The sequence below is a fragment of the Bacillus sp. LBA3-1-1.1 genome (assembly GCF_040676495.1).
GTDB classification, from domain to species: Bacteria; Bacillota; Bacilli; order Bacillales; family Bacillaceae_G; genus Bacillus_A; species Bacillus_A nitratireducens.
On sequence record NZ_JBEGIB010000019.1, the window covers coordinates 1 to 24977 of the forward strand.

The window sequence follows — 24977 nt, forward strand, 5'->3', positions numbered from 1 at the left end:
TACCTCGAGGTCCGGTAGCGCCAGTAGCGCCTGTGTTACCTCGAGGTCCGGTAGCGCCAGTAGCGCCTGTGTTACCTCGAGGTCCGGTAGCACCAGTAGCGCCTGTGTTACCTCGAGGTCCGGTAGGTCCTCTGCCGAACGAAGCTGAATTAACTAGAGTAGTTTGTAACTCTGCAATTAATTTAAGGAGTTCTTGGAGTGTACAAGGATCAATTCGGAATAACTTTGTAATGTAAAGTAAATAATTAATTAAAATTTGAAGTTCAACAAATACAGCACTTGCTACGAAGATCGGATTTTTTAATATAGTTATTAAGTTTTTGATAATGGCGAATGCTTGTGCTTTCAGAGCGGAAGTAGCGTCTAGTGAACAAATGAATTTGCTCAGTAGGTACAATGTATCTATTAGGTCTTCTATGTTTTTTGGGGATGGATTGGCGAAAAGATTAGGGATTATTTTTATTAAATCGTTAATGATTACGCGGAATGTTCTAATTTGTGCTTTAGTAATTGGTATCGTTGGAGTAGTGGGGATTCGTCCAGCACTAGTTGGAAAGCATGGCTTGGAGTATTTATTTTGATTGTCGTTATAACGAGACATTAAACCTCTCCTTTCTAATGAGAATGTGAACGAAACTCATCATAGTAGATGCAGGAAATGGTTAAATGGTTATAGTAAAATTGATTATTTCGAGAAAAAATAAAAAAACGCCTTATTTTATGGCGTTTTTTTATTTTCAGCGTATTGATAATATCGTTTTAGTGAGACTTTTGATTTGAAGCCAACTAATTTTATGATCTCTGGTTCTGGGGTTTGTTTTTTTATTAGGCGTAAAATAAAAGTGTTTCGGAAGTGTTGTCCAGAAATGCCTTTACGTAAATTCGCTCTTGCTACTTCAAGTCGGATCATTTTTTGGATAGCGATTTCTGTTAATGCCTTTGGTGCGTCGTTTTCATATACCCATCTGAATGTTCCGCGGTTAAAATCGAATGCAACAAACAATGGATCGTTACTATGGTATTTAGGGCGAACTGGTTCTGGAATACTTTTATAATATGTGTACAGTTGCTTTTTATCTTCGGTTGTTAATGTGATTGATCTTTCTACTCCTGCGGTTGCTGGAATAGAAAGTGTATTAGTTTCGAAATGAACGTGATGCATAGTTAGTGCTGTGAGTTCCTGTAAGGATAGTCCGTAGTCGATTAATATACTTAAAATGGAAATATTACGATCCATTAATAACGGACGAACAGGACGTTGTTTTTCTGAAAGTCCTTCTAATGAAGTGACTATATGCTTTAATCTTTTTTCTTCATCGGATGAAATGAAATCTTCATCGCGCAATGCACGGTCTGGTTGAATAGTGATTTCCATATTCTTTAATGGATTAGGAATATTTAGAAAGTGATGCATTCTATTTAGTACAATAAATACACGGTGCATTGTTTTTTCTGAGTAGTGTCGATTCTTTTTTAAGTCGGAAAAGTAATCTTCATAGTCTTTTGTACAAAGTGTTGCCCATATATTACTGGAAGGGAGCTTTTGGTTTTTTTCTAACCAATGTCCGAAATCTTCAATGTCATAAACATAACGTTTAATGGTTGAAGGCTTTCGACCTATATTCAATAAAAAAATAGAAAAGGCTTGTATTGTATCATGGAATTCCGTTGTTTCCATAGTCCCACCACCTTAATTATTTCTTATATTATAGCAAACTTTTCTGAAAATAGGCATTTGAAAGAGAGACTGGAATAATAATATTTGGTGAGTGGATAAAATGAGGTGATTGTATGGAACAATCGATGCGCAAGAAAAATAACAATCAAATTAATATTGTATTAAACCATCGAAAAAAAATTTCGTTACCGGCATCAGAAAATAAAGCCGTAATTTCAAGTGAAACCACTACTAAACATGAGATGTTGCAGAGAATTGAAGAAGAGATGGGAAAACTTGTTGGGATGGATGATATAAAAAAGATAATAAAAGAAATTTATGCTTGGATTTTTGTGAATAAAAAAAGGCAAGAGGTGGGGTTGAAGTCTGAGAAGCAAGTGCTTCACATGTTATTTAGGGGTAATCCCGGTACTGGGAAGACAACCGTTGCTAGAATGATAGGGAAATTGTTGTTTGAGATGAATATATTATCGAAAGGGCATTTAGTTGAAGCTGAACGTGCTGATCTTGTAGGTGAGTACATCGGTCATACAGCACAAAAGACAAGGGATTTAATAAAGAAGGCTATGGGAGGGATTTTATTTATTGATGAGGCGTATTCATTAGCGAGGGGTGGAGAGAAGGATTTTGGGAAGGAAGCTATTGATACACTTGTGAAGCATATGGAAGATAAGCAACACGGTTTTGTATTAATTTTAGCTGGATATTCAAGAGAGATGAATCATTTTCTTTCATTAAATCCAGGATTACAATCTCGTTTTCCGTTTATTATTGAATTTGCGGATTACTCGGTAAATCAGTTGTTGGAAATTGGGAAGAGAATGTATGAAGAGCGTGAATATCAGTTGTCGAAAGAAGCAGAGTGGAAATTTAGAGATCATTTACACGCGGTAAAGTATTCGTCACAAATTACATCGTTTAGTAATGGGCGATACGTACGGAATATTGTTGAAAAATCAATTCGCACACAAGCTATGCGATTGTTACAAGAGGATACGTATGATAAATATGATTTGATTGGGATATCAAGTATGGATTTGATGCTTGAAGAGGAGACGCACAGCACGTAAACTGTGCGTCTGTTTTTGGTGTATAAGTGTATTTATTCTTTTTTCGCTTTTTCTTGGTAAGATTTATGGAAGCGCTCCATTTTAGCGCTTTTTTCGTGTGCTGAATTAGGATCGTGTTCAATTTGGTCTACTGAGCTTTTTTGAGCACCTTTATTAACGTGGTTTGTCATTTGTATTCACCTCACTTTAAAAATTAGTATAAACATTATGTGAAGAAAAACTCGTTAGAAAAGAAAAACCTCTTTACGATATGTAAAGAGGTTAGAGTGCTATTTATGCACTGAACGTTCATTTGTATCGATACGTCTATGCGGTAAATGCCATTTGTAATGAATAGAAATCATACGGAAGCAAACAATTAAAATGAATAAGGTGTATAGAGCCCAATCGCTAACGATAATTTTAGCGCCAATTAAGAAACCTGCTAAAATTGTCCAAAACGCATATACTTCAGCTCGAAGGACAAGAGGTTTTCTGCGAGCTAAAAGATCACGAATAATACCACCGCCGATGCCGGTTAAAACTGCAGCTACGATTGTAGCGCTAATTGGCAAATCTAGTTTTTGAGCATATAGTGCTCCTTGTACGGCGAATGCTGATAAGCCAATGGCGTCTGTGATGTTTTCCCACTTTTTCCAATGTCTAATTAATTTATTTGGAAAAAGAAAAATAATCGTCATTGATAAAAGTGCGATTTGGAATAACATGTCTTGTTGCCAAAATGCGACGATTGGATAACCAATCAATAAATTACGAAGGGCACCTCCCCCAAATGCGGTTGCCATTCCTAAAATATATACCCCGAAAATATCATAATCTTCTTCCATTGCAACAATGGCTCCGCTTAGTGCGAAGGCGATTGTGCCTATGATGCTAAAAATCTCCCATGCCATGAATTTTCTCCCCCGCTAACTAGATGAAATATGCTTCCTCTGCTATTATATTAGAAGGTTTAAATTTCGAAAAGGATGAGTGAACATATTTGATGGAAGAAAAAGAAAAAGTCATATTAGTTGGCTGTCAATTGTCGCAAGATGATGATGAAAAATTTATGCATTCCATGAAAGAACTTGCATCGCTAGCGAAGACTGCTCGAGCGGAAGTGTTAGTATCAACGACGCAAAAACGTCCGAAGTTCCATCCGGCGACTTATATAGGGAAAGGTAAATTAGAAGAGCTTGCAGCTTTAACTGAAGAATTAGAACCAGCTGTTATTATATTTAATAACGAGTTAACACCGAGTCAAATTCGGAATCTATCTTCAGTGTTAGATGCAAGAGTAATTGACCGAACGCAACTAATATTAGATATTTTTGCGCAACGTGCGAAATCGAGAGAAGGTAAGCTTCAAGTAGAATTAGCTCAGTTGCAATATACAATGCCGCGCCTTATGGGACAAGGTCTTGCTTTATCACGCCTTGGTGGTGGAATTGGTACAAGGGGACCAGGAGAGACGAAGCTTGAGACAGATCGTCGTCATATTCGATCTCGTATTGATGAAATAAAGAGACAACTTGCGGTTGTTGTGGAGCATCGAAAAAGATATCGTGAGAGAAGAAAAGATAATAAAGTATTTCAAATTTCGTTAATTGGGTATACAAATGCAGGGAAATCTACGTTGTTTAACAGATTAACGGAAGCTGATACGTTTGAAGAAAACTTATTGTTTGCAACGCTAGATCCGACAACAAGGAAAATGCCGTTACCTTCTGGTTATACCGTGCTTTTGACTGATACGGTTGGTTTTATACAAGATTTACCTACGTCACTAATCGCTGCTTTTCGATCTACGTTAGAAGAAGCTGGTGAAGCGGATGTTATTTTACATGTTGTTGATTCGGCAGACCCTAATTACGTAGGGCATGAACAAACGGTAAAAGAATTATTGTCAGACCTTGAAATTAATCATATTCCTATTATTACGCTTTATAATAAAAAAGATAAGTTGCATCAAAATTTCATTCCATTTCCGAAAAGTGACTTCTTAATGACTAGTGCTTTTGAAGAAAGTGACTTATTGCATATAAAAGAAGCGATAGAAAAACAGATGAAGGAAGAAATGGATTGTTATCAAGTGGAAATTCCTCCGAGTGAAGGTAAGTTGTTAACGCTATTAAAGACGGAAACACTATTAACAAAGATGGAGTTTCTAGAAGATAAATTTGTATATGATTGTGCAGGGTATATTTTTGCTCATTCATCGCTTAATGGACAATTAAAGAGATTTTTAGTGGAAGAAGGAGAAAATAAAAATGTTTGATCGTTTGAAAAATGGAGAAAAAATTGCTCCAATCGTAAAAGAAGTAGAGAGCCAGATTACAGAAGTACATAAACGTGCGGATGAAGTAATTGAAAGTAATCAGTTTCGTGTATTAGAAAGTTTTCGTAAACATAAAATTAGCGATTCGCATTTTATTCCGACGACAGGTTATGGTTATGATGATATTGGCCGTGACACGTTAGAGAAAGTGTATGCTGATGTATTTGGAGCGGAAGCTGGTCTTGTTCGTCCGCAAATCATTTCAGGAACTCACGCTATTTCAACAGCTTTATTTGGTATTTTACGTCCAGGAGATGAGTTACTATACATAACGGGGAAACCGTATGATACGTTAGAAGAAATCGTTGGTGTACGCGGAAAAGGTGTAGGTTCATTTAAAGAATATAATATTGGTTATAATGCAGTTCCGCTTACTGAAGAGGGGCTTGTTGATTTTGAAGCTGTTGCAGCCGCAATTCATAGTAATACGAAGATGATTGGTATTCAGCGCTCGAAAGGTTATGCTACTCGTCCGTCATTTACTGTTACACAAATTAAAGAGATGATAGCGTTTGTTAAAGAAATTAAGCCTGATGTAGTTGTATTTGTAGATAACTGTTATGGTGAGTTTATTGAAGAGCAAGAGCCATGTCATGTTGGTGCAGATTTAATGGCAGGTTCGCTTATTAAGAACCCTGGCGGTGGAATTGTTAAAACTGGTGGTTACATTGTTGGTAAAGAGCAGTATGTTGAAGCGTGTGCATATCGTTTAACATCTCCAGGAATCGGTGCGGAAGCAGGGGCATCTTTATACAGTTTGCAAGAAATGTATCAAGGTTTCTTCTTAGCGCCGCATGTAGCGGGACAAGCGCTAAAAGGTGCGATTTTTACAGCTGCATTTTTAGAAAAGTTAGGGATGAATACATCACCAGCTTGGAATGCACCAAGAACAGATTTAATTCAATCTGTTCAATTTGATGATAAAGATCGTATGATTGCTTTCTGTCAAGCGATTCAATATGCATCTCCGATTAATTCTCACTTCACTCCATATGCCAACTATATGCCGGGTTACGAAGATGATGTAATTATGGCTGCGGGAACGTTTATTCAAGGTGCAAGTATTGAATTGTCAGCTGATGGTCCAATTCGTCCGCCTTATGTTGCTTACGTGCAAGGTGGGTTAACTTATTCACATGTGAAAATTGCGATTTGTTCTGCAATTGATGCATTAATTGAAAAAGAATTATTAACAATTTCTTAAGGGGAAGCTGTCGATTTCGACAGCTTTTTTCGTGTGAAAGTAATGATTTATTTCATTAGAAAAAAGAATGAAAAAATTTATAAAAAAATCATGTAAGAAAAACTAACATCTATTGACACTAAACATAACATGGTATAAAATGAGAAGCAGTTAAGGCGAAGGAGGAACTGAAACAATGAAAGAAGATAGACGTTCTGCCCCGCTGTTTCCTATTGGTATTGTTATGGATTTAACACAATTATCTGCACGTCAAATTCGCTATTATGAAGAGCATAATCTTGTTTCTCCAACCCGTACAAAGGGGAATCGTAGATTATTTTCATTTAACGATGTAGATAAGTTGTTAGAGATTAAAGATTTATTAGACCAAGGCTTGAATATGGCTGGTATTAAACAAGTGTTACTAATGAAAGAAAATCAAACAGAAACAGTGAAAGTAAAAGAAGAAACGAAAGAAATTTCAAAAACTGAGCTTCGCAAAATACTTCGAGACGAACTACAACATACAGGTAGATTTAATCGAACTTCATTGCGACAAGGTGATATTTCAAGGTTTTTTCACTAAAGATAACTGATTCTGAAGGTGTTTAGAGGGACTAAGGAGGAATTTATAATGGCTAGGTACACAAGAGAAGATATTTTCCGTTTGGCGAAAGAAGAGAATGTAAAGTATATCCGCTTACAATTTACGGACCTTTTAGGAGTAATTAAAAACGTAGAAATTCCAGTGAGCCAATTAACAAAAGCTCTTGATAACAAAATGATGTTTGATGGATCTTCTATTGAAGGTTTCGTACGTATTGAAGAATCTGATATGTATTTATATCCGGATTTAGATACTTGGGTAATTTTCCCTTGGACAGCTGAAAAAGGTAAAGTAGCTCGTTTGATTTGTGATATTTACAATGCAGATGGTACTCCATTTGAAGGAGATCCACGTAACAATTTAAAACGTGTATTAAAAGAAATGGAAGCTTTAGGATTCTCAGATTTCAATCTTGGACCAGAGCCAGAATTCTTCCTGTTTAAAGTTGATGAAAAAGGAAATCCAACATTAGAATTAAACGACAACGGTGGATACTTCGACCTTGCGCCGATGGATCTAGGGGAAAACTGTCGTCGTGATATCGTTCTTGAACTTGAAGAAATGGGATTTGAAATTGAAGCGTCTCACCATGAGGTTGCTCCAGGGCAACACGAAATTGACTTTAAATATGCAAATGCAATTCGCTCATGTGATGACATTCAAACATTCAAACTTGTTGTAAAAACAATTGCTCGTAAACATGGTTTACACGCAACATTTATGCCGAAACCATTATACGGTGTGAACGGTTCAGGTATGCACTGTAACTTATCACTGTTCAAAAATGGTGAGAACGTATTCTTCGATCAAAACGGTGATTTACAATTAAGTGATGATGCTCGTCACTTCATCGCAGGTATTTTAAAACATGCACCAGCATTTACAGCGGTAGCAAACCCAACTGTAAACTCTTACAAGCGTTTAGTACCTGGATATGAAGCTCCTTGTTACGTAGCATGGTCTGCACAAAACCGTAGCCCATTAGTACGTATCCCTGCATCTCGTGGTATTAGTACACGCGTAGAAGTACGTAGTGTTGACCCAGCTGCAAACCCATATTTAGTAATGGCTACATTATTGGCAGCAGGTCTTGACGGAATTAAAAACAAATTAACTCCGCCAGCTGCAGTAGATCGTAACATCTATGTAATGACAAAAGAAGAGCGCGAAGAAGCAGGTATCGTTGACTTACCAGCAACATTAGCGCAAGCGTTAGTTACTTTACAATCTAATGAAATCGTATGTGGCGCATTAGGTGATCATTTACTTGAGCACTTCATTGAAGCAAAAGAGATTGAGTGGGATATCTTTAGAACTCAAGTTCACCAATGGGAACGCGATCAATATATGTCTCTATACTAAGAGACTTAAACCCTTGACACATAACGTGTTGAGGGTTTTTTTATTGTGGGCAAAATAATTATAATTTGAGCACTTAAAATTGATGCCCACAAAATGCCCACAAATATCTTAAAAATTACTCTAAGATATTTCGCATATGTTCCTCGAATTTGGCCATTGTTTCTTGATCTAGCTTCTTACTAATGTGGGAATATACATCAGCGGTAATTTGCATACTGCCATGTCCAAGACGTTCTTGTAAATACTTCATACTTGCTCCAGCTTCAAGCTGTAATACAGCATGTGTATGACGCAATGAATGGATAGGTAATGATGGCAAATTTGTTTTCTTTAAAATTCTAGAGAAAGAATTGAAAAGACTGGACTTAGGTAGATAATTTCCATCGTTTCTACAGAAAACTAAATTGAATTCAAAGTAGTAGCAATCATTTAATGCGATTTTATTCTGGTTTTGATACTTCTGGTGAAAGCGTAAATCGCTAGCTAGTCCTTCACTAATAGTGATAGTTCGCTTTGAATTATAGTTTTTTGTATCTCCAAACATCATTTCAGGAATTTTAGAAGCTAATCTAAAGTCCAATGACTTGTTAATAGTGATGGTTTTTTCTTTTAAATCTATGTCAGTCCATTGTAATGCTGCAGCTTCTCCTTTTCGCATTCCTGTTTCAATAAGAGCTTTATAAAAAATCCAATAAATATAATCATATTTATAAGCTTCCCTCAAAAAGTCGGCAATTCGATCTGATTCAATAAATTTCACTTCAGGTTCGTTTGCTTTTACTTTTATTTCTACTCCTATACAAGGATTTTTAGGGATTTTTTCTAGAATTATTGCTTTTTCCATAGCGTTATTCATAGTTCCATGAACAATTTCAATGGTACGTCTACTGTAGCCGGTATCGACTAGGGAATTAATAAACTTTTGATATAATACTGGTTTGAAATCTTTTAAAAGAATGTTTTTAAAATAAGGAACAATGTGCTTTTCTATGTTGTTTTGATGTGAGAGAAATGTATTAGTTGCTACTGTTCCTTTTTTATATTCGTTTAACCATGTAATGAGGTATTCTTTCATAGATTCGCCAGTTGGATTAGTTCCTTCGCGTAATTGTCGTTCCATTTCTTCAGCAGCTATTTTGGCTTCTGCTTTACTGGTAAATCCTTTTTTAGATTTCTCTTTAAACTTTTGAGTGATTGAATCTTTATATCGTATTCGATATTCCCAAAAATCTTTATTCGACCCTTTCTTTTTATATTTTTGAAAACTAGCCATTTGTTAGCCCCTTTCTTTTGTTTAAAAAGAGTAGACCGTCGCCTACTCTTTGGTGTTAAATTGCTAGCGCTAGAAATTTAAAGGTCTCTTGTGAATCTTATTGCTTTACCAATGATTCGTGCAGGAGTGCTCTCTGTAATAATTAAGGGTTCATATGAAGTGTTATCAGGCATTAGTATTATGACATCACCTTGTTTCTTTACCCTTTTTAAGGTTGCTTCAGTATCTCCATTAACCTGAACGGCAGCAATTTCTCCATTTTCCACATCATCTTGTTTTCTAATTAAAACAAATGATCCATTAGGTATAGTGGGTTCCATCGAATTACCTTTAGCTTCTAGATAATATACTTCACCTCTTGGTAACATATCAGGCATTTCATAACGGTATCCTTCAAAGTTTTCTTCTGCACATATAGGTAATCCACAAGCTATCTTTCCTAAAATAGGTACCTTTACTGGGTGAATAGGAGCTTCATATATATTTGAAGGTTTATCTTCAGTTAAGTCAGATCGATTAATCTTGAAATAATCAGCTAACATTTGTATTTTATCGGGCCTTGGATATGTTTTAGCCTTAAACCAATTAGAAACGGTTGTTTCTGGTAACTCTAATTCTTTGGCTATATCTGATTGGAAAACACTTTTTTTACTAGCATGCTTTTTTAAGTTGTTTGCCATAATATCTTTCATTTGTTGTTGGCTATTCATTGATATCACCTCGCTTTCTAATATTATTTTACCGTTTTTCGGTAGTTGTGTAAAGGGGTAAAATACTTTTAAAAGGTATTTTTTATACTTTTTAGTATTGACTATACCGTTTAAAGGTAGTATATTGAGTTTAGAAATTAACGAAAGGAGGTAATTATATGTTTCAGATAACATTAAAAGCGGCGAGAGTTAATGCTGAATTAAGACAGGAAGAAGCTGCGAAATTACTCGATGTTACTGGAAAAACGCTGCGAAATTACGAACAAGGTATTACAGCTATTCCAGGTCACGTTTTGAAGAAAGCGTCTATAGTATACAAAATACCATCTGATTGTATTCGATTACCTATTATTAATGATGGAAAGTATGATGAAGATTTTTTTTGACTTTAACTACCGTTTAAAGGTAGTAGGGTGATGGGGAGAAATCCTCACTTTTTGGGGGGAATAAATGTCGAATTTTCTTGGTGAGAAAGAAGGTGAAAATATGCTTAACATTCAAATAGATAACCAAGTGATTGAGCAACGTTTTTTAGAAGAGTTAAGAAAGCGGCTCAATCAAATTGAGCGAAGAAAAACTTTGTGGGATATGAAAGAGCTGTGTAAACAAACAAGCATGAGTGAAAACACCATCAAAGAGAAGTTCTTCTACGATGAACGTTTTCCGAAATACAAAATAGGTGGAAAATGGTACTTCCCAGCAGTAGAAACTGAATGTTTTTTACTGATGTGGATAAAGGAACAGCCAATACATTGATAAATAAGGGCTTTATTTTTTTGCCTGTAAAATGTCGAAAAATGAAGTCGTTATTTATCGAAAGTAAATGAGAGGTGGTGAAAAAATGAACGGAGTATTCACAGCGACAAAATTAATGAAAGCACATGAAGTTGTCAAACGATGTACCGAAGCAAAGAGCAATCCTACATTGTTACTGGCTATGGAAATAGAAGCAAAGAAACGATTGTACGCAATGAGCCGTAATGTTTCATCTCGAAGGAAGGTGAGTTAATTGAAGAACGGTAAAAATCCAACCAAGAAGGAAAAGAGTCATATTAAGTCATACAATCTTAATCCTGATAATTGGTTAATTTTCAAAAAAGTAAGTAACGAATTACATTTGGTACATCGCAATATGAAAAAAAACTAAGGTTATTCCGAGTTTGTAGTTGGGAGGAAATTCAAATGAATCAATTAACTGTAGTGAATGAAACGCCAATACATAGTGAACTGGTATTTGAAAGCAACGGAGAAGTTGTTACAGATAGCTTGATGATTGCGGAAGTATTTGATAAAACCCATGACAACGTATTGAAGGATATTCGCAAGCAAATGGGTTATGCAGGTCGTGAATTTTCGCTCGTAAATTTTCACGAGCGAACTTATGAAAACAGAGGACGTCATTATCCTAAAGTTGACCTAACAGAGGAAGCTTTTACATTAGTCGTTATGAGTTATAACACAAAAGAAGCTGTTCAAATGAAAATTAAGTTTATTGAAGAATTTAAACGCATGAAACAACACATACAAAATCAGCAAAAAATACCTACAGATCCAATGGGTGTTTTAAAACTAACGTTTCAAGCTTTAGAGGGGCATACTCAGGAGATTCAAGTTATTAAATCTGAGGTAAAGGACTTACGAGAAAATGCTCCTTTATATGCTGTCGAATGTGATGAAATATCAAAGGCTGTAAGAAAGTTAGGGGTTCTTCTATTAGGTGGTAAGGATTCTAATGCATACCGGGATATTAGCCTTAGAAGAAAATTATATAGTGATATTTATAGTCAACTACATAGGGAGTTCGGCGTGAATAGCTATAAGGCTATTAAACGTCATCATTTAGATAGAGCTATTCAAATCATTAATGAAGAATATTCAGTTCCGACAATTTTGGACGAAGAAATCAGGGCTATAAATGCACAAATAAATATGACGGAAGTTCAATAGGAGGAAAAGAAAATGAAGGAAACTAAATATTTTGTACTTCACAACAGGGGATATGGTCTAAATGCTTACGAGTGTGAATCAAAAGCAGAAGCAGCTCGTAAGATTAAGAGGTTAATTGAAGACGGTGAACCAACATCAACTATCATACTTACACAACAGGTTTCTCTAAAAACACAGATTCACCATGTAACAGTTGAAATTGATGATTAATAATATGCTGAATTTATATAGAAAGGGAGCGATTTAGTGGAAGATTCAACATTGTTAGCCATATTCGGAATGTTAATCGAATGTAGTGCATGGCTGTTTTATATTACTTACGAACCAATAAAACAATGGGCTTGGAGTGATGTAAAGGAAAATAAAAAGACCCATTGCAGTGGGTCCTTTTCAAAAAACAAGTTGTTATAAGTGTATCACGGAAAGTAGAGAAATAGTACATGGATTTGATTAAATATCAAGTGTTATTACCTAATAAATTCTGGAACTTAGCAAAAAGCAAAGATGAATTAAAACGAATGGTTGAACAGTATCTTAGTGTTGGTTATCCACAGTATGAGATTCAAAAAATTATTAAAAACGGACAAGCACATCTGGCGATTTGTATTAGGAGGTAATAGTTTATGACAAACACTGTATTTGAAATTGGTGGATTAACTTTTAAAGGTAATGTGGTAGATCATGAATGGTTTAATTACATCACTTTTAGCAACGGCAAACCTCATATTGTAGCAATTATGATTTTAAGTGAAATCGTTTATTGGTACAGACCTACGGTTATCCGTGATGAAGAAAGTGGAAAAGTAACATACAAGAAAAAATTCAAATCAGATAAATTGCAAAAGAGTTATCAACAATTAGCAGAAACATTCGGGTTTTCAAAATTACAGGTGAAAAGGGCATGTGATTTGTTAACGGAAATGACTCTTATCAAAGTTGAATTTCGAACTATCCATGTTGAAGGGAAAGTTTTAAATAATGTGATGTTTGTAGAACCGGTAGCAAATGAAATCAAACTGATCTCTAGTATGTATCAAAATACAGAAGTCCCTGGTTACTTAGAAGTAAAGAGCCCTATTACTCCAAAGTCATCACCCTCTTTACTTCTAAGTAAGGACTCTCCCAACTTAGAAGTAAAGACAAATACAGAGATTACTACAGAGAATACTACAAAGAATGTAAGTAGTAGTAATATCTTCTCATTCTATGAAAATAATTTTGGGATTTTAAATCCATTCGTAGCTGATAGTATTACCCAATGGGCAAACGATACAAGCGAAGAACTTGTACAAGCATCCATGGAACGTGCATTGAAACAACAGAAAAAATGGAACTACGCTGAGGGGATTTTAAAACAGTGGGTTAATAAAAACATTCGTACATTAGCAGATGTACATGCGTCAGAAATTGAGTTTAAAAACAAAGGTAAAAAAGGAGATAAAAACAATGCAAGCAATCAAAAAGATAGTAGCTTCATCGACAAATACGACTTCAAGAAACACTAGTCAAAGATACGTATTGTCTCCTAATAGATGTAAGAATGTCTTTTTAGTAGGGAAAGAAAAATTTAAAGACGTTTGCAGCAAACGCATGTTGATAGATATAGAAACAAATGAGGAATTTTGTCCTCAATGTAGATCGGTAGAAAACGAAGATCAAAAATTAGCTAAAGAGACACTAGCTATAAAAAAGAAAAATGAAATTATTCACTTATATGATTCATTTGCTGATAACAGTTTAATAAATGACAAACTAAAAAAAGCCACATTTGAAAATTATGTACCAACTAAGAAAGAGTTAGCTGATGCTAAAGAAACAATTATGAACTTTGTTGCTTCATTCAATAAGGAAGAACCAACGAGCATGATTATAACGGGTGATTACGGAGTAGGAAAAAGTCATTTGTGTGTGGCAGCCACTAAAGAACTTATGAAAAAGGGTCATAGTGCAATGTTTATTCAAATGAATAAGTTATTTACTAAAATCAAATCTACTTGGAATAAAAACAGTGAAATGACAGAGGACAAGCTTATGTCCCTTCTAGCAAAAGTTGATGTCTTGATTATCGATGACTTTGGAGCGGAATTTACGGAGAAAGATAAAGAAGGGGTCACTTGGAAACAAACAAAAACGAATGAGATTGTTGATAGTCGTATAGGTAAAAGCACTTTATTTACTACCAACTTTAACATTGGTGAATTAGCAGGAATGTATGGAGAACGTGATTTTAGTCGAATGATGGAAAACGCTGAAATGTTAGAAATGCATGGCGATAATTATAGATTACGCAATTTTAAAAAGAGGGGATAACAATGTGTGCATTATGTCAGGGTACAGGAATTATTCGTAGAGAAACTTATCCAGGTGTAATTGAAACGAACAGTTGCAATTGTGAGGTGGCAAAACAACAGCAAGCAGAAAATAAAAAGCGCTGGGAAGCATGGTTGGTACGATTTGAGTCAATGAAGCAAGAGTTACAACGTAATCAACAACAAAAAGTTAGCTAACAAGAAAAAAAGGGGGATTTCAGTCGTATGAAGCCTATGAAAATTGAAATCGATGTTACGGATAATAAAATTTATGTGGTCAAAAATGGTGAGGTTACTCTGTTGAATCCTCCAGCAACAGGATTCGGAGAGCAAACGATTATTTGGCAAGGTGGAAAAGTTGATCGTGTATCAACTACAAGTACCGAAAAAATAAAATAACTGGAGATGCGATTATGAAGCAATTAACAATTGATGATGTTATAGGTAGTTTCAACTATAGAGCGATAAGTACCAGTGAAAAGTTTTTGAATCCAAGCTATGAAGTACATTTCTACGATAAAGAGGAACGGCAAAAGATGGATTGCTTTGATGCTAAGACTGAAACTGAAGCTTGGAATGCAGCGATAGAAGAGCATGGGAAAGGTATTCAGAAGATTAGGATAAGTTGTTCGAATCGTACCAGATCTGAATTTTTGGCACTAGATTAGGAGGGGGAAATGATGACTTTCAATCGTTGGCTAACTGATGAGGAATATAAGCAGTCTGAATCAAATGGTATTAGCAGAAGAGTTCTCTACATGAGGATGTACAGATATTGTGTTGATGTGAAGTAAGACCAAATTTGAATTTTGTAGAAAAGCAGGTGATTAGATGAAGAATTTCTTAGTAGCTTTTTGCAACCGATTTTCTTGCCAAACTCAAACATTTAAAGTAATAGCGGAAAACGAAACGGAAGCGGAAAAACAATTTTATTTGAAACATCCGAAAGAGACATATCACGAGTGCATAGAAAATATCTGTACTTTATAACCAAAGCGTTATTTGAAAGAAAGGGAGAATGGAAATGGACTTAAGAAAGGCATATGAAACGATAATTTAGATTAGTTAGAATCATCAAATGAAATGCTGACACAAGTTCAGTTATACCAGTACTATACCGATGTAGTTAAACTTGTGTCAGTCAATAATACCTGCCGGCTATTTATCACTGGTCTAAGGAAGAACGAATGTTTTTTGCTTAGTGATATCTGATGTGAAGACAGCCGTTACATTTGAGTTTTTTAAATGTATAGCTATGTCTTTACCAAGCAAATCTTTTACTTTCTCAAATTGCTTATCAGTAATAGGTGTTCTCCGGGTGTAATGATAATAAATTGCTTCATTAGGAAGCACAGACTTCCTGTTGGCATTTTGGATTTTTTGTATGCCGTCACGACTATCAAGGAAAGAGATTTTAAAATCATCATTTGAGTTGACTACACTTTGGATCGACTCTTTAAGTTTTTTCTGAAACTCGGTAAATCCTGGGTTTGTTGTGTTACTTAACCCTATAGCGTATGTATAGTAATGGCCCCAGTGCATACCGATATTAGCAACACCATTTTTGAAAAAAACTGGGTAATTTTTAACAAATGAGATTTTACTATTTTCACACACAAGAACCAAAAATCGATTTTCTTCTTTGTTAGAAAAGAAGATTTTAATTCTATGCTTTTTAAAGTCAAATGCAATTTCTAGTATTTTATCAGGGTTTATAGAGTTCAATATTTCATATTCTTCTTGAAATTTCATTAAAATACACCTCCTAACTCTGTCAATTTTCGACATTCAGGAATGTAAGTCCTGCATAATTTGTAGAGATAGGTTGAAGATTAAACAAAAACGCTATTTTATACAATAAAACAGCTAGCGTGATTAGCTAGCTGTCCTGTTAAGAAAAGAAAACGGTGCTTATCAAATATTGCTTTTGTAATTGCGAATTACAACTATAGTATGAACAGAGTTGAAAATGTTATGCGAAAATAATCTAATAAAAATTTCATTTTGTAGAAAAGAGGAAGCTAAAAAAGAGCACTATATATAAGTGCTCTTTTCGAGAGTGAGTATAAATGCCTATCATTCTATACTAGTATATGCACTGTATTATGTAGTTGCTACTAAAATTAATGTCAGTTTTTAAAATTAGAGGTTTCTTTTAATGAAACCTCTAAAAAGACAACTAAATCTACGTTATTGTAAATTCAATTGCAATAGGAGTACCTCCATCTAGGACGGCTCCTCCTACAATAGTAGCAGCTGTAGTAGTCACACCAGTAATAGTATCACCTGTCTGAATAACGCCATTAATATAAAGCGTAAAAAAAGCATAAGAAGCAGGAAATGTTGTTACAGCGCCAGTGTCATCAGTAAAGTCTGTATTAGCAAAAGTTAAATCCGCTCCAGCGACAGTTCCTGTTGCTGCTGTACTTACAAATCGTCTTCCAGCTATAAAAGGTTTAACGATAGGCATTTATGTTCACCCCTTTTTAAGAATTAACTCAGACAAGTTTTTTGAAAGCCTTGTCCTGTATTGTATTCTATGTTGTGCTTCTTTTAAAAGATACGGCTTGTATACTAGTAAAAAAGTATAATTCTTATGTTTTTAATAGATGTTGTATAAATTTAAACAAAATAATCCTTTGAATAGAAAGTGAGGTTAAGAGAAATGTCTAAATTAAAGAAAAAGAAAACCAGAAAAGCTATTGCTCGACGTGCGAAATCCTTTGAAAAATATAGAGTTAAAAATACTTGGAGAAACATTTTTGTACAAGCTGGTATTTTAAAGTGAAAAGAAACTGAATATAGTCCGGCTAGAAAACTAGAGGACACCAATTCATTAAAGCAGTAATTACAGCTGTTTTAGGAATAGGTGTCCTTTTTATTTTGAAAAGGGAGATAGGGAAATGAAGGTGCTAAGAGATCAATTACATGAATGGAAAAAGCAATCTAATCAAGTAAAAAAGAAAAACAAGAAAAAGCGAAAAGAGAAATTAAGTACTCGTGATATTGAAGATTTAATGGGAATTCGTGGACCGCGTTATGAACGTAGACGTGGAGCATTAAGACAAAAGTAATTTAAAAATAAAAAGGAGTGGTCTTACATGACTAAACAATTATCTTTCTTACCAAAAATCGATAGAGTAGCAACACAGGAGGAATTAGAAGGTGTGTTGGAAAGCGTACGTATACATAGGCAATTTGGGATGATGCGTAAAGAAATGAAAGTCACTCTTTCTTATGAAATGCGTGAGCACGGTCCTACACATGCAGTTGGAAAACCGTTAGAAGATGTTGCTATAGCAAATATTCAACAAAGTAAACGAGAAGAATGGCTTGAAGGGATGTCATTACGTATTGATCAGTTTCTAAATCGATTAGGAAAAGGACGTGCAGGAAGTATCCAAAGGGATATTATTTGTAAACGTTATTTAGAAGAAGAGGATATGTGTGATTATATGGTTTACAACGAAATTGGAATGTCAGAGCGTACTTATCGACGTTGGAAGTCTAAAGCGTTTTATAAACTTGCTTTTGCACTTGGATTAGAAGTTTATGAGATAGAAGAGACTGGAGGTAATGAATAATGAATTTTGTTCAACCGATACGTGATCCAGAAGAAATACAGCAGTTAAAAGAGTATTTTAAGGAAAAGAGCTTGCGTAATTACATTCTCTTCATTATGGGAATTAATACAGGTCTTAGAATCTCTGATATTTTGAAATTGAAGATAGGTGATGTCAAAGGAAGTCATATATCTATGAGGGAAAAGAAAACAGGGAAACAGAAACGAATACAAATTACTGCAGCATTGAAAAGAGAACTTAAATGGTTTATTGAAGAAAGAGTAGACGGTGAGTATCTATTACAAAGTAGGCAGGGTAAGAATCGTCCTATTGGTCGTAGCATGGCATATAAGATATTAAGCGGAGCGGCAGCAGAGTTTGGATTAGATGAAATAGGCACACATACATTAAGAAAGACATATGGTTATCACATGTACATGCAAACGAAAAACATAGCATTACTAATGGAGATATTCAATCACTCGTCAGAGAAGGTCACGTTACGTTATATAGGTGTAAACCAAGATGAAATGGATAAAGCAATGACTAGGTTTAAAATCTAATCATTGCTTATTTCTTTTTAAATCAGGGGTATCGCAGCATTTTTGAAAAAAACTACGCTACGAGCATGCGAAATTTTATACAGTTTTTCGGCTAATCCAATAACAAACAAGAACCCTAAAACCGCGCCAAGATAGGAATGTATAAAAAAATGCATAGATCCATAGAACAAAAAAAGAAGTTTCCTTGGTGAGAGTACGGTTTCCCCTTTTCATTGCTACTGATAATAGGACGTTATGTTAACTTTGCATGAATACTATATTCATGGATAAGAACGAGTGTTTGCTATTTGTTAGAAAATTTGGTAAATTTATTTATGAGGTTAAGTGAGAGGAGAAATATAAATGAATACAATTGATTTATTATTATTAAACTTAACAGAAGTTAGAAGGCGGAGTATAAAAATATGGGAAACAATCCCTAAGGATAAATTAGATTGGAAACCAGATGAAAAAGCTATGACTTGTTTAGAAATGATTCGACATGTACTAGAATCAGAGCATTATTATCATCTGGCTATTGAAAATAGGGGAAGTCTGAAAGAGTATAATTCTCCATTTGAAAACAGACCTTTTTTATCTGTCGAAGATGAACTGGATTTTGCTGAGATATATCACAAACAATTTTTAGATACTGTTCGTTCTTTTTCTAATGAAGATCTAAATACAATTAAAATTGATCGTTCAAATGTAGGGTATATTCGTTCTTTAGGGGATATGTTAATGCGTATAGCATATCATGAAGCAGTTCATACGGGACAACTCTTAGATTATTTAAGAACAATGAAAATTGAACGCCCTAATATTTGGGATTAATAACATAACTTCCGCTAACGAGAATTATGTAAATAAGCTGTCCACATGGGCAGCTTATTGTATTTTTCCGCATAGTGTAGGTTGTCTTGCAAAATGCTGGTGGTATCCCTATACAGTTACTCATAAATTTCGTACTGTGTAACTCAAAAGAGAAAGTTAAATGAAATCACTGATAGCAAGGGATTCAGCAAAGGGCTCAGTTACACACAATATAAGATATGGGTAAGTGAAGAAACGGCATAAAAAAGAAGCGTAGTTCATCAAATGAACGTAACGCTCCATTACCATCAAGTTAAGAAATTCATTGTTTCCGATTAATAGTATCCGTTTTTATACGATTGTTATTGATTTTAAAAAAATAAAAAATCGCCTTATTAAAGGCGATTCATAATTTATTCATTTTGCATTTTTTTAATAAATAAATATCTTTTAAAATTAAATGCAATGTTCTACATTAACGTCTTTCTGGTTCTTTGTCTTTTTTTCTAAGACCAAATAATCCTACTAGTCCCAATAAACCAAGCCAAGCCCAATTATTATTTTTATCACGATTATCATTTAAATCATTTGTCGTATTTACATTTCGAGTTCTCACATCATTATTAACTCTATTCATGTTATTGTCATTAACTCGAGTTGTAATATTATTATTGTTAACTCTATTCGTATTATATCCATCGTATTCAGCATGGACGTTTGTACCAAAAACCATAATAGTTAGTAATAGGGCACCTAAAATAGATGAAAGTTTTTTCTTCATGGTTTTCCCTCCTTTCGTATTTAGTAATGTTTCCAGTTCCTTTAGACAATATTCAGTTGAAAATATATAAAACCATTTGAATTGAAATTCCGATAAACATCTTTAATTTTTATTATTAAAAGTACTTATAATAATGGATTAAGTTAATTGAAATGTATTTATTCTTTATAAGAATAAATTTTTGGTAACGGTACATTCTATGAGAGGTAATTACTATATTTGGGTAAGGTGTTCCTTATGAGTTATAAGAACTTATTTTCTTTAATCAAGAACATGATTGGGAAAATTTTTTCTATAGTAAGTATTGTTGCTAAAAGTCTAATTTCTTTAAGGAGGAATATTTTTATGGGTATTTTAAGTGGAAATCCACAAAATGAACCAATGCACTACGGAGAAGTCTTTGGGATTTGGAGTTATCTTGCAGCGGCACAAGGCGCGATTGCTGGATATCAAGTTCTTATTAACCATACAGGAGACGAGGATTTAAAGAAATTTTTAGAGAACCTTGTAGAGAATGATATCCAATCAGAAGTTGAAGAATTAAAAAATATCTTGAAATTGAATGGTGTTGCATTACCACCAGCACCTCCAGAAAGACCAGTTGCATCTATTGAAACGATTCCTCCTGGTGCTCGTATTAATGATGCAGAAATTGCAGCTAAAGTTTCTATGGATCTTGCTGCTGGGTTAGTAGCATGTAGTCAAGCTATGGGACAATCTCTTCGAGAAGATGTTGGAATGATGTTTGGTCAATTTCATATGAAAAAAGCACAAGCTGGAGCTATATTACTTCGTCTGAATAAGAAAAAAGGTTGGATTATTCCACCGCCATTACATGTTCTACAATCAGATCAAGCATAATAACTAAATAAAAATTCAATCTATTCTTTATGGCTGTTGCAGTGAGGTAGTCTAGGAAAATAAAGGTTATTAGCGAATTAAAATAAGTGGCAGAGTCATGACCGCTTTTTGGCAGTATATGTACCGGTTATTTTGGAATTAGCGTGTTATATTTGTATTGTGAGTAGTGGCGAAAAACATTTCTCACAAAATTCCTGATAAATGAAAATGGATCGTCATGACCGGTGGCGATGGTTGCGGATTGGATGACCAGTTGTTTCTTGATTCCACATTCAATTGCAATTTACGTTGTGTAAACGGGGAAGGGCTTTTGCTCTTCTTCCAGTTACTTAATATTGTGGGAGCGAATGAATGTAACGGTATTAAGTGATTGGAACAAGAATAAATACCGTATTTATATAGTAATAACAAAAGATTTTGACGAAAGGGCAACTGGTGCACGGTTGCTCTTTCATTATGCAAAAATTGCATGGGTAGTGTGAGGATTGAAAGAATAGTATATTATCCTTCTCAATGTACATATTAAGTAAAGTATTTAATATCATACATAAAAGGCGGGGTAATATGAGTGAAAATAAGAAAAATGAAGAATTGAATAAGGTGAAGAAGTATTATTTTAATGAGGATAATCAGCCAGTAGCTGGCATAGAGTTAACTTTGCCGCCTGATATAGGAAGCATGTTAGACCCAAAATCAGATGATGATGAAAGTAGAGAAAGTAATAATGAATAAGTTTAATCTAAGCATCCATTCGGGTGCTTTTTATTTTGGTTAAGGAGTGAAGGTAATTGGATAGCGTTTTAAACGATAGGATTGCTGCACTTGGTCTTATACCCATTGATAAGAAAGCATACATCAAATACCTTAAGCCTAATGAGAAGGCGTACAAGAAGGTTGGGATTGATGTTAATCGATTTAAGTATTATAAGCTGTATGAACAGAAGCCAATGTTTTACTCTGTAGAATATCTCACGCAAACACCAATAAAAGATTTATTGGAAAGAGATAGAGGGAATCAAACACGCTGGGTAAAGACAGATGAAAGAATATAAAACCAAACAACAGAAGCGTAAGTTCTATGACAGTAGTGATTGGAAGAGTACACGTGAACAAGTAAAGAAGCGTGACAACTACGAATGCCAGGAATGTAAACGAAACGGTCGAGTACAAACGGATACCAATGAGTACAGTGAGAGTGCAAAGCGTAAGAAGATACAGTTAGTTGTCCATCATAAAAAAGAACTTGAACATCATCCAGAACTTGCATTAGAAATCGACAATCTCGAAACAGTATGTGTGGATTGCCATAATAAAGAACACGGTAGAATATTCAAAAAGAAACAGAACAAATGGGAACACGATGAAAAGTGGTAAAAATGATTCAGTAATAACACCCCCCCTTAAAATATTTCATCAAAAAATGCTCTAAGGGGCACCGGAGGAGGGGGTCGATTTTCCAAATTTACGAGCATTTTCACGCGTTATATTAAATTGGGAAGTAATGTAAATCAGAGAGGAGGGGGTACAGTGGCTAAAGTCAAACGTGAAACAATGCGAAAACGAATTGAAAAAGATTTAACCAATCAATTAAAAGAAAAAAAGATTGTGGGTAATCATTATGCAGACCTAATCCAAGACTATTTATCATTATGGGATTTAAAGTGTATTCTTGTTGATGATATTGAAGAAACGGGAATTAAAGTATCTGGTATGCATGGCCCGAAATCCAATCCTTCTATTAATGATTTACATAAAACCAATGATCGAATGATAAAGATTTTAGGCGCGCTTGGTTTGGAAGCATCTGCTGAAGTAAGTAATGTACCTCAAAAAACTACGCGCTCAGTTAAAGATTTAACATGATTCAAAATCAATACGTCTATGAATATATTGAAATGTATCAGACAGGGAAAATTAAGCTAAACAAAGAGCGCATAATGCTAATGGAGTACCTGGAGAAATACATTTTAATACGTGATGATTTATATTTTCATAATGAAATGCATGAAAATTATATAAAATTCACTGAGAAATGGTACTTCAAATTGCAACCATTTCAAAAATTCTTAACAGCATTTGTTTTTCTTTTTTATAAAGAAGATGATTCTGTTTTTTACGAGCAATTTTTAATTATGATGGCTCGTGGTGGCGGTAAAAATGGTTTGATTTCATCGCTATGCCATTTCTTTATTAGTCCATTACACGGAATAGATCGATACAATGTTTCAATTGTGGCCAACAATGAGAAGCAAGCAAAGGTTTCTTTTCGTGAAGTGTATGATGTAATTGAAGGTAAAGAAGTATTAGAAGACATGTTTTACCGTACTAAGGTTGAAATTCTTGGTAACGATACAAAAAGCGTTATGCAATATCACACATCTAATGCAAGTTCTAAAGATGGACTTCGTGATGGTTGTGTTATTTATGATGAAATACATCGATATGAAAATTTTGATGTAGTTAACGTATTCTCTAGTGGACTTGGAAAAGTGCCAAATGCTAGAGAATTTTTTATTGGAACAGATGGATTTGTTCGTGATGGATTCTTAGACAAGACGAAAGAACGAGCTATGAATATTCTAAAAGGTAAAGATTTAGAAGATCCATTGTTTCCTTTTATCTGTAAGATTGATAATCCAGAAGAAATTGATAACCTTGATGTGTGGGAAAAAGCTAATCCAATGTTTAGTGAACCGAGAAGCCCTTATGCTAAAGGGTTATTTAAAAAGGTACTTACACAGTATAAACAATTAGCAAATAACCCATCTAATCGCGAAGAATTTATAACGAAACGTATGAACTACCCTGAAACAGATTTAACAAAGTCTGTTGCTCCGTGGGAAGAAATCATGCGTACTGGTTTTAAAGAAGATAGAGAAACACTTAGAGAAGTTCCAGATCTAAGACATAAAACAGCTGTGGGCGGCCTCGACTTCGCCAGCATCAAAGACTTCGCATCGGTCGGCTTACTGTTTAAACATGGTGAGGATTATATTTGGAAAAGTCATTCATTTGTACGTAAAGGGTTTTTAGATAAGGTGAAATTAAAAGCACCTATTTATGAATGGGCTGAAAATGGCTTGCTAACAATTGTGGACGAACCAGTTATTAATATCTCACATATTGTAGATTGGTTTGTAAAAATGCGTGAGATATACGGATTTAACACAATAGTAGCCGATACATTCCGTCTTGATCTAGTTAAAACAGCGCTTGAAGCTGAAGGTTTCATATTGTTATATATTCGTAATCCAAAAGCAATTCATTCACTTTTAGCTCCACGAGTTGAAACGTTATTTGCAAACAATCGCATTATTTTTGGAGATAATCCATTAATGCGTTGGTACACCAACAACGTATACGTCCACATCAAAAAAGACGGCAACAAAGAGTATCTAAAAAAGGATGAATTTAAAAGAAAAACAGATGGATTCCAAGCTTTTATCCATGCATTATGGCAAGCGGATAACATTCTTGTGGAGGAATTCGACTTTATGCTAGATGGTATTAAGTTTTAATAAGGTCAACTATGAAAAGTCAAGGAGAAGATTCAGTGGAAATATTTGATGTTTTTAGAAAAAAGGTAAATCAAATAAACCTTGAGGAGTTTCAAAAAAATGAAAGGGTTACTTCTCAAATTTATGCGGAAATTTGTAAAAAGAAAATTACGGATAGCTTCTAATTGAATTGGTTACAGTATTAATTATGGGGGTGAAATAGATGAGTAAAAAACAACAAGGTTATAACAAGGCAACTTCTGGTGCTAACATTCCAAGCGCAAATGCTAACTACGGTACAGAATTTGCAACTGAAACAGGTGTACAAGCAGTAAAACAAGCGAACGCACAATCAGAAGCTAAGAAAGTGCAAGCTTCTGGCGCTCAAAGTGCAAATGCTAACTATGGTACAGAATTTGCAACTGAAACAGGTGTACAAGCAGTAAAACAAGCGAACGCAC

The 24977-nt window shown here is 34.6% G+C and carries 38 protein-coding genes and 1 pseudogene; 30 read left to right on the plus strand and 9 right to left on the minus strand.

Features of this window, described 5'->3' with window-relative positions:
- The coding region (locus MRBLBA3_RS16715; protein WP_363382420.1) for a collagen-like protein at positions 1 to 601 on the minus strand (601 nt) is incomplete at its 3' end.
- Between the two features lie 117 nt (positions 602 to 718).
- Positions 719 to 1678, minus strand: a complete 960-nt coding sequence (locus MRBLBA3_RS16720; RefSeq protein WP_363382423.1) for a tyrosine-type recombinase/integrase — start codon at positions 1676 to 1678, stop codon at positions 719 to 721.
- A gap of 113 nt (positions 1679 to 1791) precedes the next feature.
- On the opposite strand from MRBLBA3_RS16720, the gene spoVK reads away from it, so the two are divergent.
- On the plus strand, positions 1792 to 2748 hold the full coding sequence (gene spoVK / locus MRBLBA3_RS16725) for a stage V sporulation protein K (protein ID WP_000438191.1): 957 nt from the start codon (positions 1792 to 1794) through the stop codon (positions 2746 to 2748).
- A gap of 32 nt (positions 2749 to 2780) precedes the next feature.
- Here spoVK and MRBLBA3_RS16730 read toward each other — a convergent pair whose 3' ends face one another.
- Both MRBLBA3_RS16730 and MRBLBA3_RS16735 read right to left on the minus strand, forming a co-directional pair.
- Positions 2781 to 2918, minus strand: coding sequence for a hypothetical protein (locus MRBLBA3_RS16730; RefSeq protein ID WP_176535408.1), 138 nt, complete (start codon positions 2916 to 2918; stop codon positions 2781 to 2783).
- A gap of 99 nt (positions 2919 to 3017) precedes the next feature.
- The gene (locus MRBLBA3_RS16735; protein ID WP_363382427.1) at positions 3018 to 3641 is read right to left on the minus strand and encodes a trimeric intracellular cation channel family protein; all 624 of its coding nucleotides are present in this window, start codon (positions 3639 to 3641) and stop codon (positions 3018 to 3020) included.
- A gap of 92 nt (positions 3642 to 3733) precedes the next feature.
- Here MRBLBA3_RS16735 and hflX point away from each other — a divergent pair, with 92 nt between their 5' ends.
- The 4 genes from hflX to glnA all read left to right on the plus strand — a co-directional run bounded on the left by hflX (position 3734) and on the right by glnA (position 8220).
- Positions 3734 to 5008 (plus strand): GTPase HflX, encoded by a 1275-nt coding sequence (hflX, locus tag MRBLBA3_RS16740; protein ID WP_363382489.1) that lies wholly within the window; start codon positions 3734 to 3736, stop codon positions 5006 to 5008.
- Entirely contained in the window at positions 5001 to 6272 is a 1272-nt protein-coding gene (locus tag MRBLBA3_RS16745) for an aminotransferase class I/II-fold pyridoxal phosphate-dependent enzyme (protein WP_328022475.1), read from the plus strand. Before hflX ends, MRBLBA3_RS16745 begins: the two co-directional genes overlap by 8 nt.
- A 175-nt stretch (positions 6273 to 6447) precedes the next feature.
- Positions 6448 to 6837 (plus strand): transcriptional repressor GlnR, encoded by a 390-nt coding sequence (gene glnR / locus MRBLBA3_RS16750; protein ID WP_000656784.1) that lies wholly within the window; start codon positions 6448 to 6450, stop codon positions 6835 to 6837.
- Positions 6838 to 6885: 48 nt separating this feature from the next.
- The gene (glnA, locus tag MRBLBA3_RS16755) at positions 6886 to 8220 is read left to right on the plus strand and encodes a type I glutamate--ammonia ligase (RefSeq protein WP_212087730.1); all 1335 of its coding nucleotides are present in this window, start codon (positions 6886 to 6888) and stop codon (positions 8218 to 8220) included.
- 115 nt (positions 8221 to 8335) lie between these two features.
- Here the strand turns inward: glnA and MRBLBA3_RS16760 are convergent, their stop codons facing one another.
- Both MRBLBA3_RS16760 and MRBLBA3_RS16765 read right to left on the minus strand, forming a co-directional pair.
- Entirely contained in the window at positions 8336 to 9493 is a 1158-nt protein-coding gene (locus tag MRBLBA3_RS16760; RefSeq protein ID WP_363382432.1) for a tyrosine-type recombinase/integrase, read from the minus strand.
- A 77-nt stretch (positions 9494 to 9570) separates the two neighbouring features.
- Positions 9571 to 10203 carry a LexA family protein gene (locus MRBLBA3_RS16765; RefSeq protein WP_363382435.1) on the minus strand — a complete coding sequence of 211 codons (633 nt, stop codon included), beginning with the start codon at positions 10201 to 10203 and terminating at the stop codon, positions 9571 to 9573.
- A gap of 158 nt (positions 10204 to 10361) precedes the next feature.
- On the opposite strand from MRBLBA3_RS16765, the gene MRBLBA3_RS16770 reads away from it, so the two are divergent.
- The 12 genes and pseudogenes from MRBLBA3_RS16770 (at position 10362) to MRBLBA3_RS16820 (ending at position 15127) form a co-directional block, all read left to right on the plus strand.
- A complete protein-coding gene (locus tag MRBLBA3_RS16770; protein WP_363382438.1) occupies positions 10362 to 10589 on the plus strand; it encodes a helix-turn-helix domain-containing protein in 228 nt (75 codons plus the stop codon).
- 100 nt (positions 10590 to 10689) lie between these two features.
- A complete protein-coding gene (locus MRBLBA3_RS16775) occupies positions 10690 to 10959 on the plus strand; it encodes a hypothetical protein (protein WP_363382491.1) in 270 nt (89 codons plus the stop codon).
- An 85-nt stretch (positions 10960 to 11044) separates the two neighbouring features.
- Positions 11045 to 11212 carry a hypothetical protein gene (locus tag MRBLBA3_RS16780; RefSeq protein ID WP_363382441.1) on the plus strand — a complete coding sequence of 56 codons (168 nt, stop codon included), beginning with the start codon at positions 11045 to 11047 and terminating at the stop codon, positions 11210 to 11212.
- Positions 11213 to 11369, plus strand: a pseudogene (locus MRBLBA3_RS20110) (DUF6906 family protein).
- A gap of 16 nt (positions 11370 to 11385) precedes the next feature.
- Positions 11386 to 12150 (plus strand): phage regulatory protein, encoded by a 765-nt coding sequence (locus MRBLBA3_RS16785; protein WP_001072886.1) that lies wholly within the window; start codon positions 11386 to 11388, stop codon positions 12148 to 12150.
- Between the two features lie 12 nt (positions 12151 to 12162).
- Positions 12163 to 12360: a hypothetical protein gene (locus MRBLBA3_RS16790; protein WP_000665324.1), complete on the plus strand. Its 198-nt coding sequence runs from the start codon at positions 12163 to 12165 to the stop codon at positions 12358 to 12360.
- Between the two features lie 230 nt (positions 12361 to 12590).
- Positions 12591 to 12767 (plus strand): hypothetical protein, encoded by a 177-nt coding sequence (locus MRBLBA3_RS16795; protein ID WP_363382445.1) that lies wholly within the window; start codon positions 12591 to 12593, stop codon positions 12765 to 12767.
- 6 nt (positions 12768 to 12773) lie between these two features.
- On the plus strand, positions 12774 to 13655 hold the full coding sequence (locus MRBLBA3_RS16800; protein WP_363382448.1) for a DnaD domain-containing protein: 882 nt from the start codon (positions 12774 to 12776) through the stop codon (positions 13653 to 13655).
- The gene (locus tag MRBLBA3_RS16805) at positions 13597 to 14460 is read left to right on the plus strand and encodes an ATP-binding protein (RefSeq protein ID WP_363382451.1); all 864 of its coding nucleotides are present in this window, start codon (positions 13597 to 13599) and stop codon (positions 14458 to 14460) included. The genes MRBLBA3_RS16800 and MRBLBA3_RS16805 overlap by 59 nt, the downstream gene beginning before the upstream one ends.
- 2 nt (positions 14461 to 14462) lie before the next feature.
- Positions 14463 to 14657, plus strand: a complete 195-nt coding sequence (locus MRBLBA3_RS16810; RefSeq protein ID WP_363382454.1) for a hypothetical protein — start codon at positions 14463 to 14465, stop codon at positions 14655 to 14657.
- A gap of 27 nt (positions 14658 to 14684) precedes the next feature.
- Entirely contained in the window at positions 14685 to 14858 is a 174-nt protein-coding gene (locus MRBLBA3_RS16815) for a DUF3954 domain-containing protein (protein WP_363382457.1), read from the plus strand.
- Positions 14859 to 14872: 14 nt separating this feature from the next.
- A complete protein-coding gene (locus MRBLBA3_RS16820) occupies positions 14873 to 15127 on the plus strand; it encodes a hypothetical protein (protein ID WP_328022488.1) in 255 nt (84 codons plus the stop codon).
- Between the two features lie 505 nt (positions 15128 to 15632).
- Here the strand turns inward: MRBLBA3_RS16820 and MRBLBA3_RS16825 are convergent.
- On the minus strand, positions 15633 to 16211 hold the full coding sequence (locus MRBLBA3_RS16825) for a hypothetical protein (protein WP_363382459.1): 579 nt from the start codon (positions 16209 to 16211) through the stop codon (positions 15633 to 15635).
- Between the two features lie 433 nt (positions 16212 to 16644).
- A complete protein-coding gene (locus MRBLBA3_RS16830) occupies positions 16645 to 16929 on the minus strand; it encodes a DUF4183 domain-containing protein (RefSeq protein ID WP_016134311.1) in 285 nt (94 codons plus the stop codon).
- 195 nt (positions 16930 to 17124) lie between these two features.
- On the opposite strand from MRBLBA3_RS16830, the gene MRBLBA3_RS16835 reads away from it, so the two are divergent.
- The 5 genes from MRBLBA3_RS16835 (at position 17125) to MRBLBA3_RS16855 (ending at position 19398) form a co-directional block, all read left to right on the plus strand.
- Positions 17125 to 17247, plus strand: a complete 123-nt coding sequence (locus MRBLBA3_RS16835; RefSeq protein WP_363382463.1) for a DUF3983 domain-containing protein — start codon at positions 17125 to 17127, stop codon at positions 17245 to 17247.
- Between the two features lie 115 nt (positions 17248 to 17362).
- On the plus strand, positions 17363 to 17533 hold the full coding sequence (locus MRBLBA3_RS16840; RefSeq protein WP_363382466.1) for a hypothetical protein: 171 nt from the start codon (positions 17363 to 17365) through the stop codon (positions 17531 to 17533).
- Between the two features lie 27 nt (positions 17534 to 17560).
- Positions 17561 to 18043, plus strand: coding sequence for an ArpU family phage packaging/lysis transcriptional regulator (locus MRBLBA3_RS16845; protein WP_363382468.1), 483 nt, complete (start codon positions 17561 to 17563; stop codon positions 18041 to 18043).
- On the plus strand, positions 18043 to 18585 hold the full coding sequence (locus MRBLBA3_RS16850) for a site-specific integrase (RefSeq protein WP_363382471.1): 543 nt from the start codon (positions 18043 to 18045) through the stop codon (positions 18583 to 18585). Before MRBLBA3_RS16845 ends, MRBLBA3_RS16850 begins: the two co-directional genes overlap by 1 nt.
- A gap of 342 nt (positions 18586 to 18927) precedes the next feature.
- Positions 18928 to 19398 (plus strand): DinB family protein, encoded by a 471-nt coding sequence (locus MRBLBA3_RS16855; RefSeq protein WP_363382473.1) that lies wholly within the window; start codon positions 18928 to 18930, stop codon positions 19396 to 19398.
- Positions 19399 to 19852: 454 nt separating this feature from the next.
- Here MRBLBA3_RS16855 and MRBLBA3_RS16860 read toward each other — a convergent pair whose 3' ends face one another.
- Complete coding sequence (locus MRBLBA3_RS16860) at positions 19853 to 20158, minus strand: WGxxGxxG family protein (RefSeq protein WP_070142284.1); 306 nt, start codon at positions 20156 to 20158, stop codon at positions 19853 to 19855.
- A gap of 345 nt (positions 20159 to 20503) precedes the next feature.
- On the opposite strand from MRBLBA3_RS16860, the gene MRBLBA3_RS16865 reads away from it, so the two are divergent.
- The 8 genes from MRBLBA3_RS16865 to MRBLBA3_RS16900 all read left to right on the plus strand — a co-directional run.
- Positions 20504 to 21019 carry a DUF3231 family protein gene (locus tag MRBLBA3_RS16865; protein ID WP_000512143.1) on the plus strand — a complete coding sequence of 172 codons (516 nt, stop codon included), beginning with the start codon at positions 20504 to 20506 and terminating at the stop codon, positions 21017 to 21019.
- A gap of 564 nt (positions 21020 to 21583) precedes the next feature.
- Complete coding sequence (locus tag MRBLBA3_RS16870) at positions 21584 to 21751, plus strand: hypothetical protein (protein WP_016127472.1); 168 nt, start codon at positions 21584 to 21586, stop codon at positions 21749 to 21751.
- Between the two features lie 56 nt (positions 21752 to 21807).
- On the plus strand, positions 21808 to 22071 hold the full coding sequence (locus MRBLBA3_RS16875) for a hydrolase (RefSeq protein ID WP_070142285.1): 264 nt from the start codon (positions 21808 to 21810) through the stop codon (positions 22069 to 22071).
- On the plus strand, positions 22058 to 22393 hold the full coding sequence (locus tag MRBLBA3_RS16880) for an HNH endonuclease (protein WP_016127470.1): 336 nt from the start codon (positions 22058 to 22060) through the stop codon (positions 22391 to 22393). The genes MRBLBA3_RS16875 and MRBLBA3_RS16880 overlap by 14 nt, the downstream gene beginning before the upstream one ends.
- 153 nt (positions 22394 to 22546) lie before the next feature.
- On the plus strand, positions 22547 to 22882 hold the full coding sequence (locus tag MRBLBA3_RS16885) for a P27 family phage terminase small subunit (protein WP_363382477.1): 336 nt from the start codon (positions 22547 to 22549) through the stop codon (positions 22880 to 22882).
- Positions 22879 to 24537 carry a terminase TerL endonuclease subunit gene (locus tag MRBLBA3_RS16890; RefSeq protein WP_363382479.1) on the plus strand — a complete coding sequence of 553 codons (1659 nt, stop codon included), beginning with the start codon at positions 22879 to 22881 and terminating at the stop codon, positions 24535 to 24537. The genes MRBLBA3_RS16885 and MRBLBA3_RS16890 overlap by 4 nt, the downstream gene beginning before the upstream one ends.
- Before the next feature lie 35 nt (positions 24538 to 24572).
- Positions 24573 to 24701, plus strand: coding sequence for a hypothetical protein (locus MRBLBA3_RS16895; RefSeq protein ID WP_363382482.1), 129 nt, complete (start codon positions 24573 to 24575; stop codon positions 24699 to 24701).
- 38 nt (positions 24702 to 24739) lie between these two features.
- Positions 24740 to 24977: gamma-type small acid-soluble spore protein (locus MRBLBA3_RS16900; RefSeq protein WP_363382485.1), on the plus strand; the 238-nt coding region annotated here is incomplete at its 3' end.

Coding starts and splice junctions, on each gene's coding strand:
- glnA (WP_212087730.1), top strand. CDS start 6,886: ATGGCTAGGTACACAAGAGAAGATATTTTCCGTTTGGCGAAAGAAGAG.
- MRBLBA3_RS16730 (WP_176535408.1), bottom strand. CDS start 2,918: ATGACAAACCACGTTAATAAAGGTGCTCAAAAAAGCTCAGTAGACCAA.
- MRBLBA3_RS16770 (WP_363382438.1), top strand. CDS start 10,362: ATGTTTCAGATAACATTAAAAGCGGCGAGAGTTAATGCTGAATTAAGA.
- MRBLBA3_RS16840 (WP_363382466.1), top strand. CDS start 17,363: ATGAAGGTGCTAAGAGATCAATTACATGAATGGAAAAAGCAATCTAAT.
- MRBLBA3_RS16720 (WP_363382423.1), bottom strand. CDS start 1,678: ATGGAAACAACGGAATTCCATGATACAATACAAGCCTTTTCTATTTTT.
- MRBLBA3_RS16780 (WP_363382441.1), top strand. CDS start 11,045: ATGAACGGAGTATTCACAGCGACAAAATTAATGAAAGCACATGAAGTT.
- MRBLBA3_RS16865 (WP_000512143.1), top strand. CDS start 20,504: ATGGGTATTTTAAGTGGAAATCCACAAAATGAACCAATGCACTACGGA.
- MRBLBA3_RS16815 (WP_363382457.1), top strand. CDS start 14,685: ATGAAGCCTATGAAAATTGAAATCGATGTTACGGATAATAAAATTTAT.
- MRBLBA3_RS16805 (WP_363382451.1), top strand. CDS start 13,597: ATGCAAGCAATCAAAAAGATAGTAGCTTCATCGACAAATACGACTTCA.
- MRBLBA3_RS16830 (WP_016134311.1), bottom strand. CDS start 16,929: ATGCCTATCGTTAAACCTTTTATAGCTGGAAGACGATTTGTAAGTACA.
- MRBLBA3_RS16745 (WP_328022475.1), top strand. CDS start 5,001: ATGTTTGATCGTTTGAAAAATGGAGAAAAAATTGCTCCAATCGTAAAA.
- MRBLBA3_RS16880 (WP_016127470.1), top strand. CDS start 22,058: ATGAAAGAATATAAAACCAAACAACAGAAGCGTAAGTTCTATGACAGT.
- MRBLBA3_RS16790 (WP_000665324.1), top strand. CDS start 12,163: ATGAAGGAAACTAAATATTTTGTACTTCACAACAGGGGATATGGTCTA.
- MRBLBA3_RS16845 (WP_363382468.1), top strand. CDS start 17,561: ATGACTAAACAATTATCTTTCTTACCAAAAATCGATAGAGTAGCAACA.
- glnR (WP_000656784.1), top strand. CDS start 6,448: ATGAAAGAAGATAGACGTTCTGCCCCGCTGTTTCCTATTGGTATTGTT.
- MRBLBA3_RS16810 (WP_363382454.1), top strand. CDS start 14,463: ATGTGTGCATTATGTCAGGGTACAGGAATTATTCGTAGAGAAACTTAT.
- MRBLBA3_RS16820 (WP_328022488.1), top strand. CDS start 14,873: ATGAAGCAATTAACAATTGATGATGTTATAGGTAGTTTCAACTATAGA.
- MRBLBA3_RS16785 (WP_001072886.1), top strand. CDS start 11,386: ATGAATCAATTAACTGTAGTGAATGAAACGCCAATACATAGTGAACTG.
- MRBLBA3_RS16860 (WP_070142284.1), bottom strand. CDS start 20,158: ATGAAGAAAAAACTTTCATCTATTTTAGGTGCCCTATTACTAACTATT.
- hflX (WP_363382489.1), top strand. CDS start 3,734: ATGGAAGAAAAAGAAAAAGTCATATTAGTTGGCTGTCAATTGTCGCAA.
- MRBLBA3_RS16850 (WP_363382471.1), top strand. CDS start 18,043: ATGAATTTTGTTCAACCGATACGTGATCCAGAAGAAATACAGCAGTTA.
- MRBLBA3_RS16765 (WP_363382435.1), bottom strand. CDS start 10,203: ATGAATAGCCAACAACAAATGAAAGATATTATGGCAAACAACTTAAAA.
- MRBLBA3_RS16800 (WP_363382448.1), top strand. CDS start 12,774: ATGACAAACACTGTATTTGAAATTGGTGGATTAACTTTTAAAGGTAAT.
- MRBLBA3_RS16890 (WP_363382479.1), top strand. CDS start 22,879: ATGATTCAAAATCAATACGTCTATGAATATATTGAAATGTATCAGACA.
- MRBLBA3_RS16735 (WP_363382427.1), bottom strand. CDS start 3,641: ATGGCATGGGAGATTTTTAGCATCATAGGCACAATCGCCTTCGCACTA.
- MRBLBA3_RS16795 (WP_363382445.1), top strand. CDS start 12,591: ATGGATTTGATTAAATATCAAGTGTTATTACCTAATAAATTCTGGAAC.
- MRBLBA3_RS16870 (WP_016127472.1), top strand. CDS start 21,584: ATGAGTGAAAATAAGAAAAATGAAGAATTGAATAAGGTGAAGAAGTAT.
- MRBLBA3_RS16855 (WP_363382473.1), top strand. CDS start 18,928: ATGAATACAATTGATTTATTATTATTAAACTTAACAGAAGTTAGAAGG.
- MRBLBA3_RS16775 (WP_363382491.1), top strand. CDS start 10,690: ATGCTTAACATTCAAATAGATAACCAAGTGATTGAGCAACGTTTTTTA.
- MRBLBA3_RS16825 (WP_363382459.1), bottom strand. CDS start 16,211: ATGAAATTTCAAGAAGAATATGAAATATTGAACTCTATAAACCCTGAT.
- spoVK (WP_000438191.1), top strand. CDS start 1,792: ATGGAACAATCGATGCGCAAGAAAAATAACAATCAAATTAATATTGTA.
- MRBLBA3_RS16835 (WP_363382463.1), top strand. CDS start 17,125: ATGTCTAAATTAAAGAAAAAGAAAACCAGAAAAGCTATTGCTCGACGT.
- MRBLBA3_RS16760 (WP_363382432.1), bottom strand. CDS start 9,493: ATGGCTAGTTTTCAAAAATATAAAAAGAAAGGGTCGAATAAAGATTTT.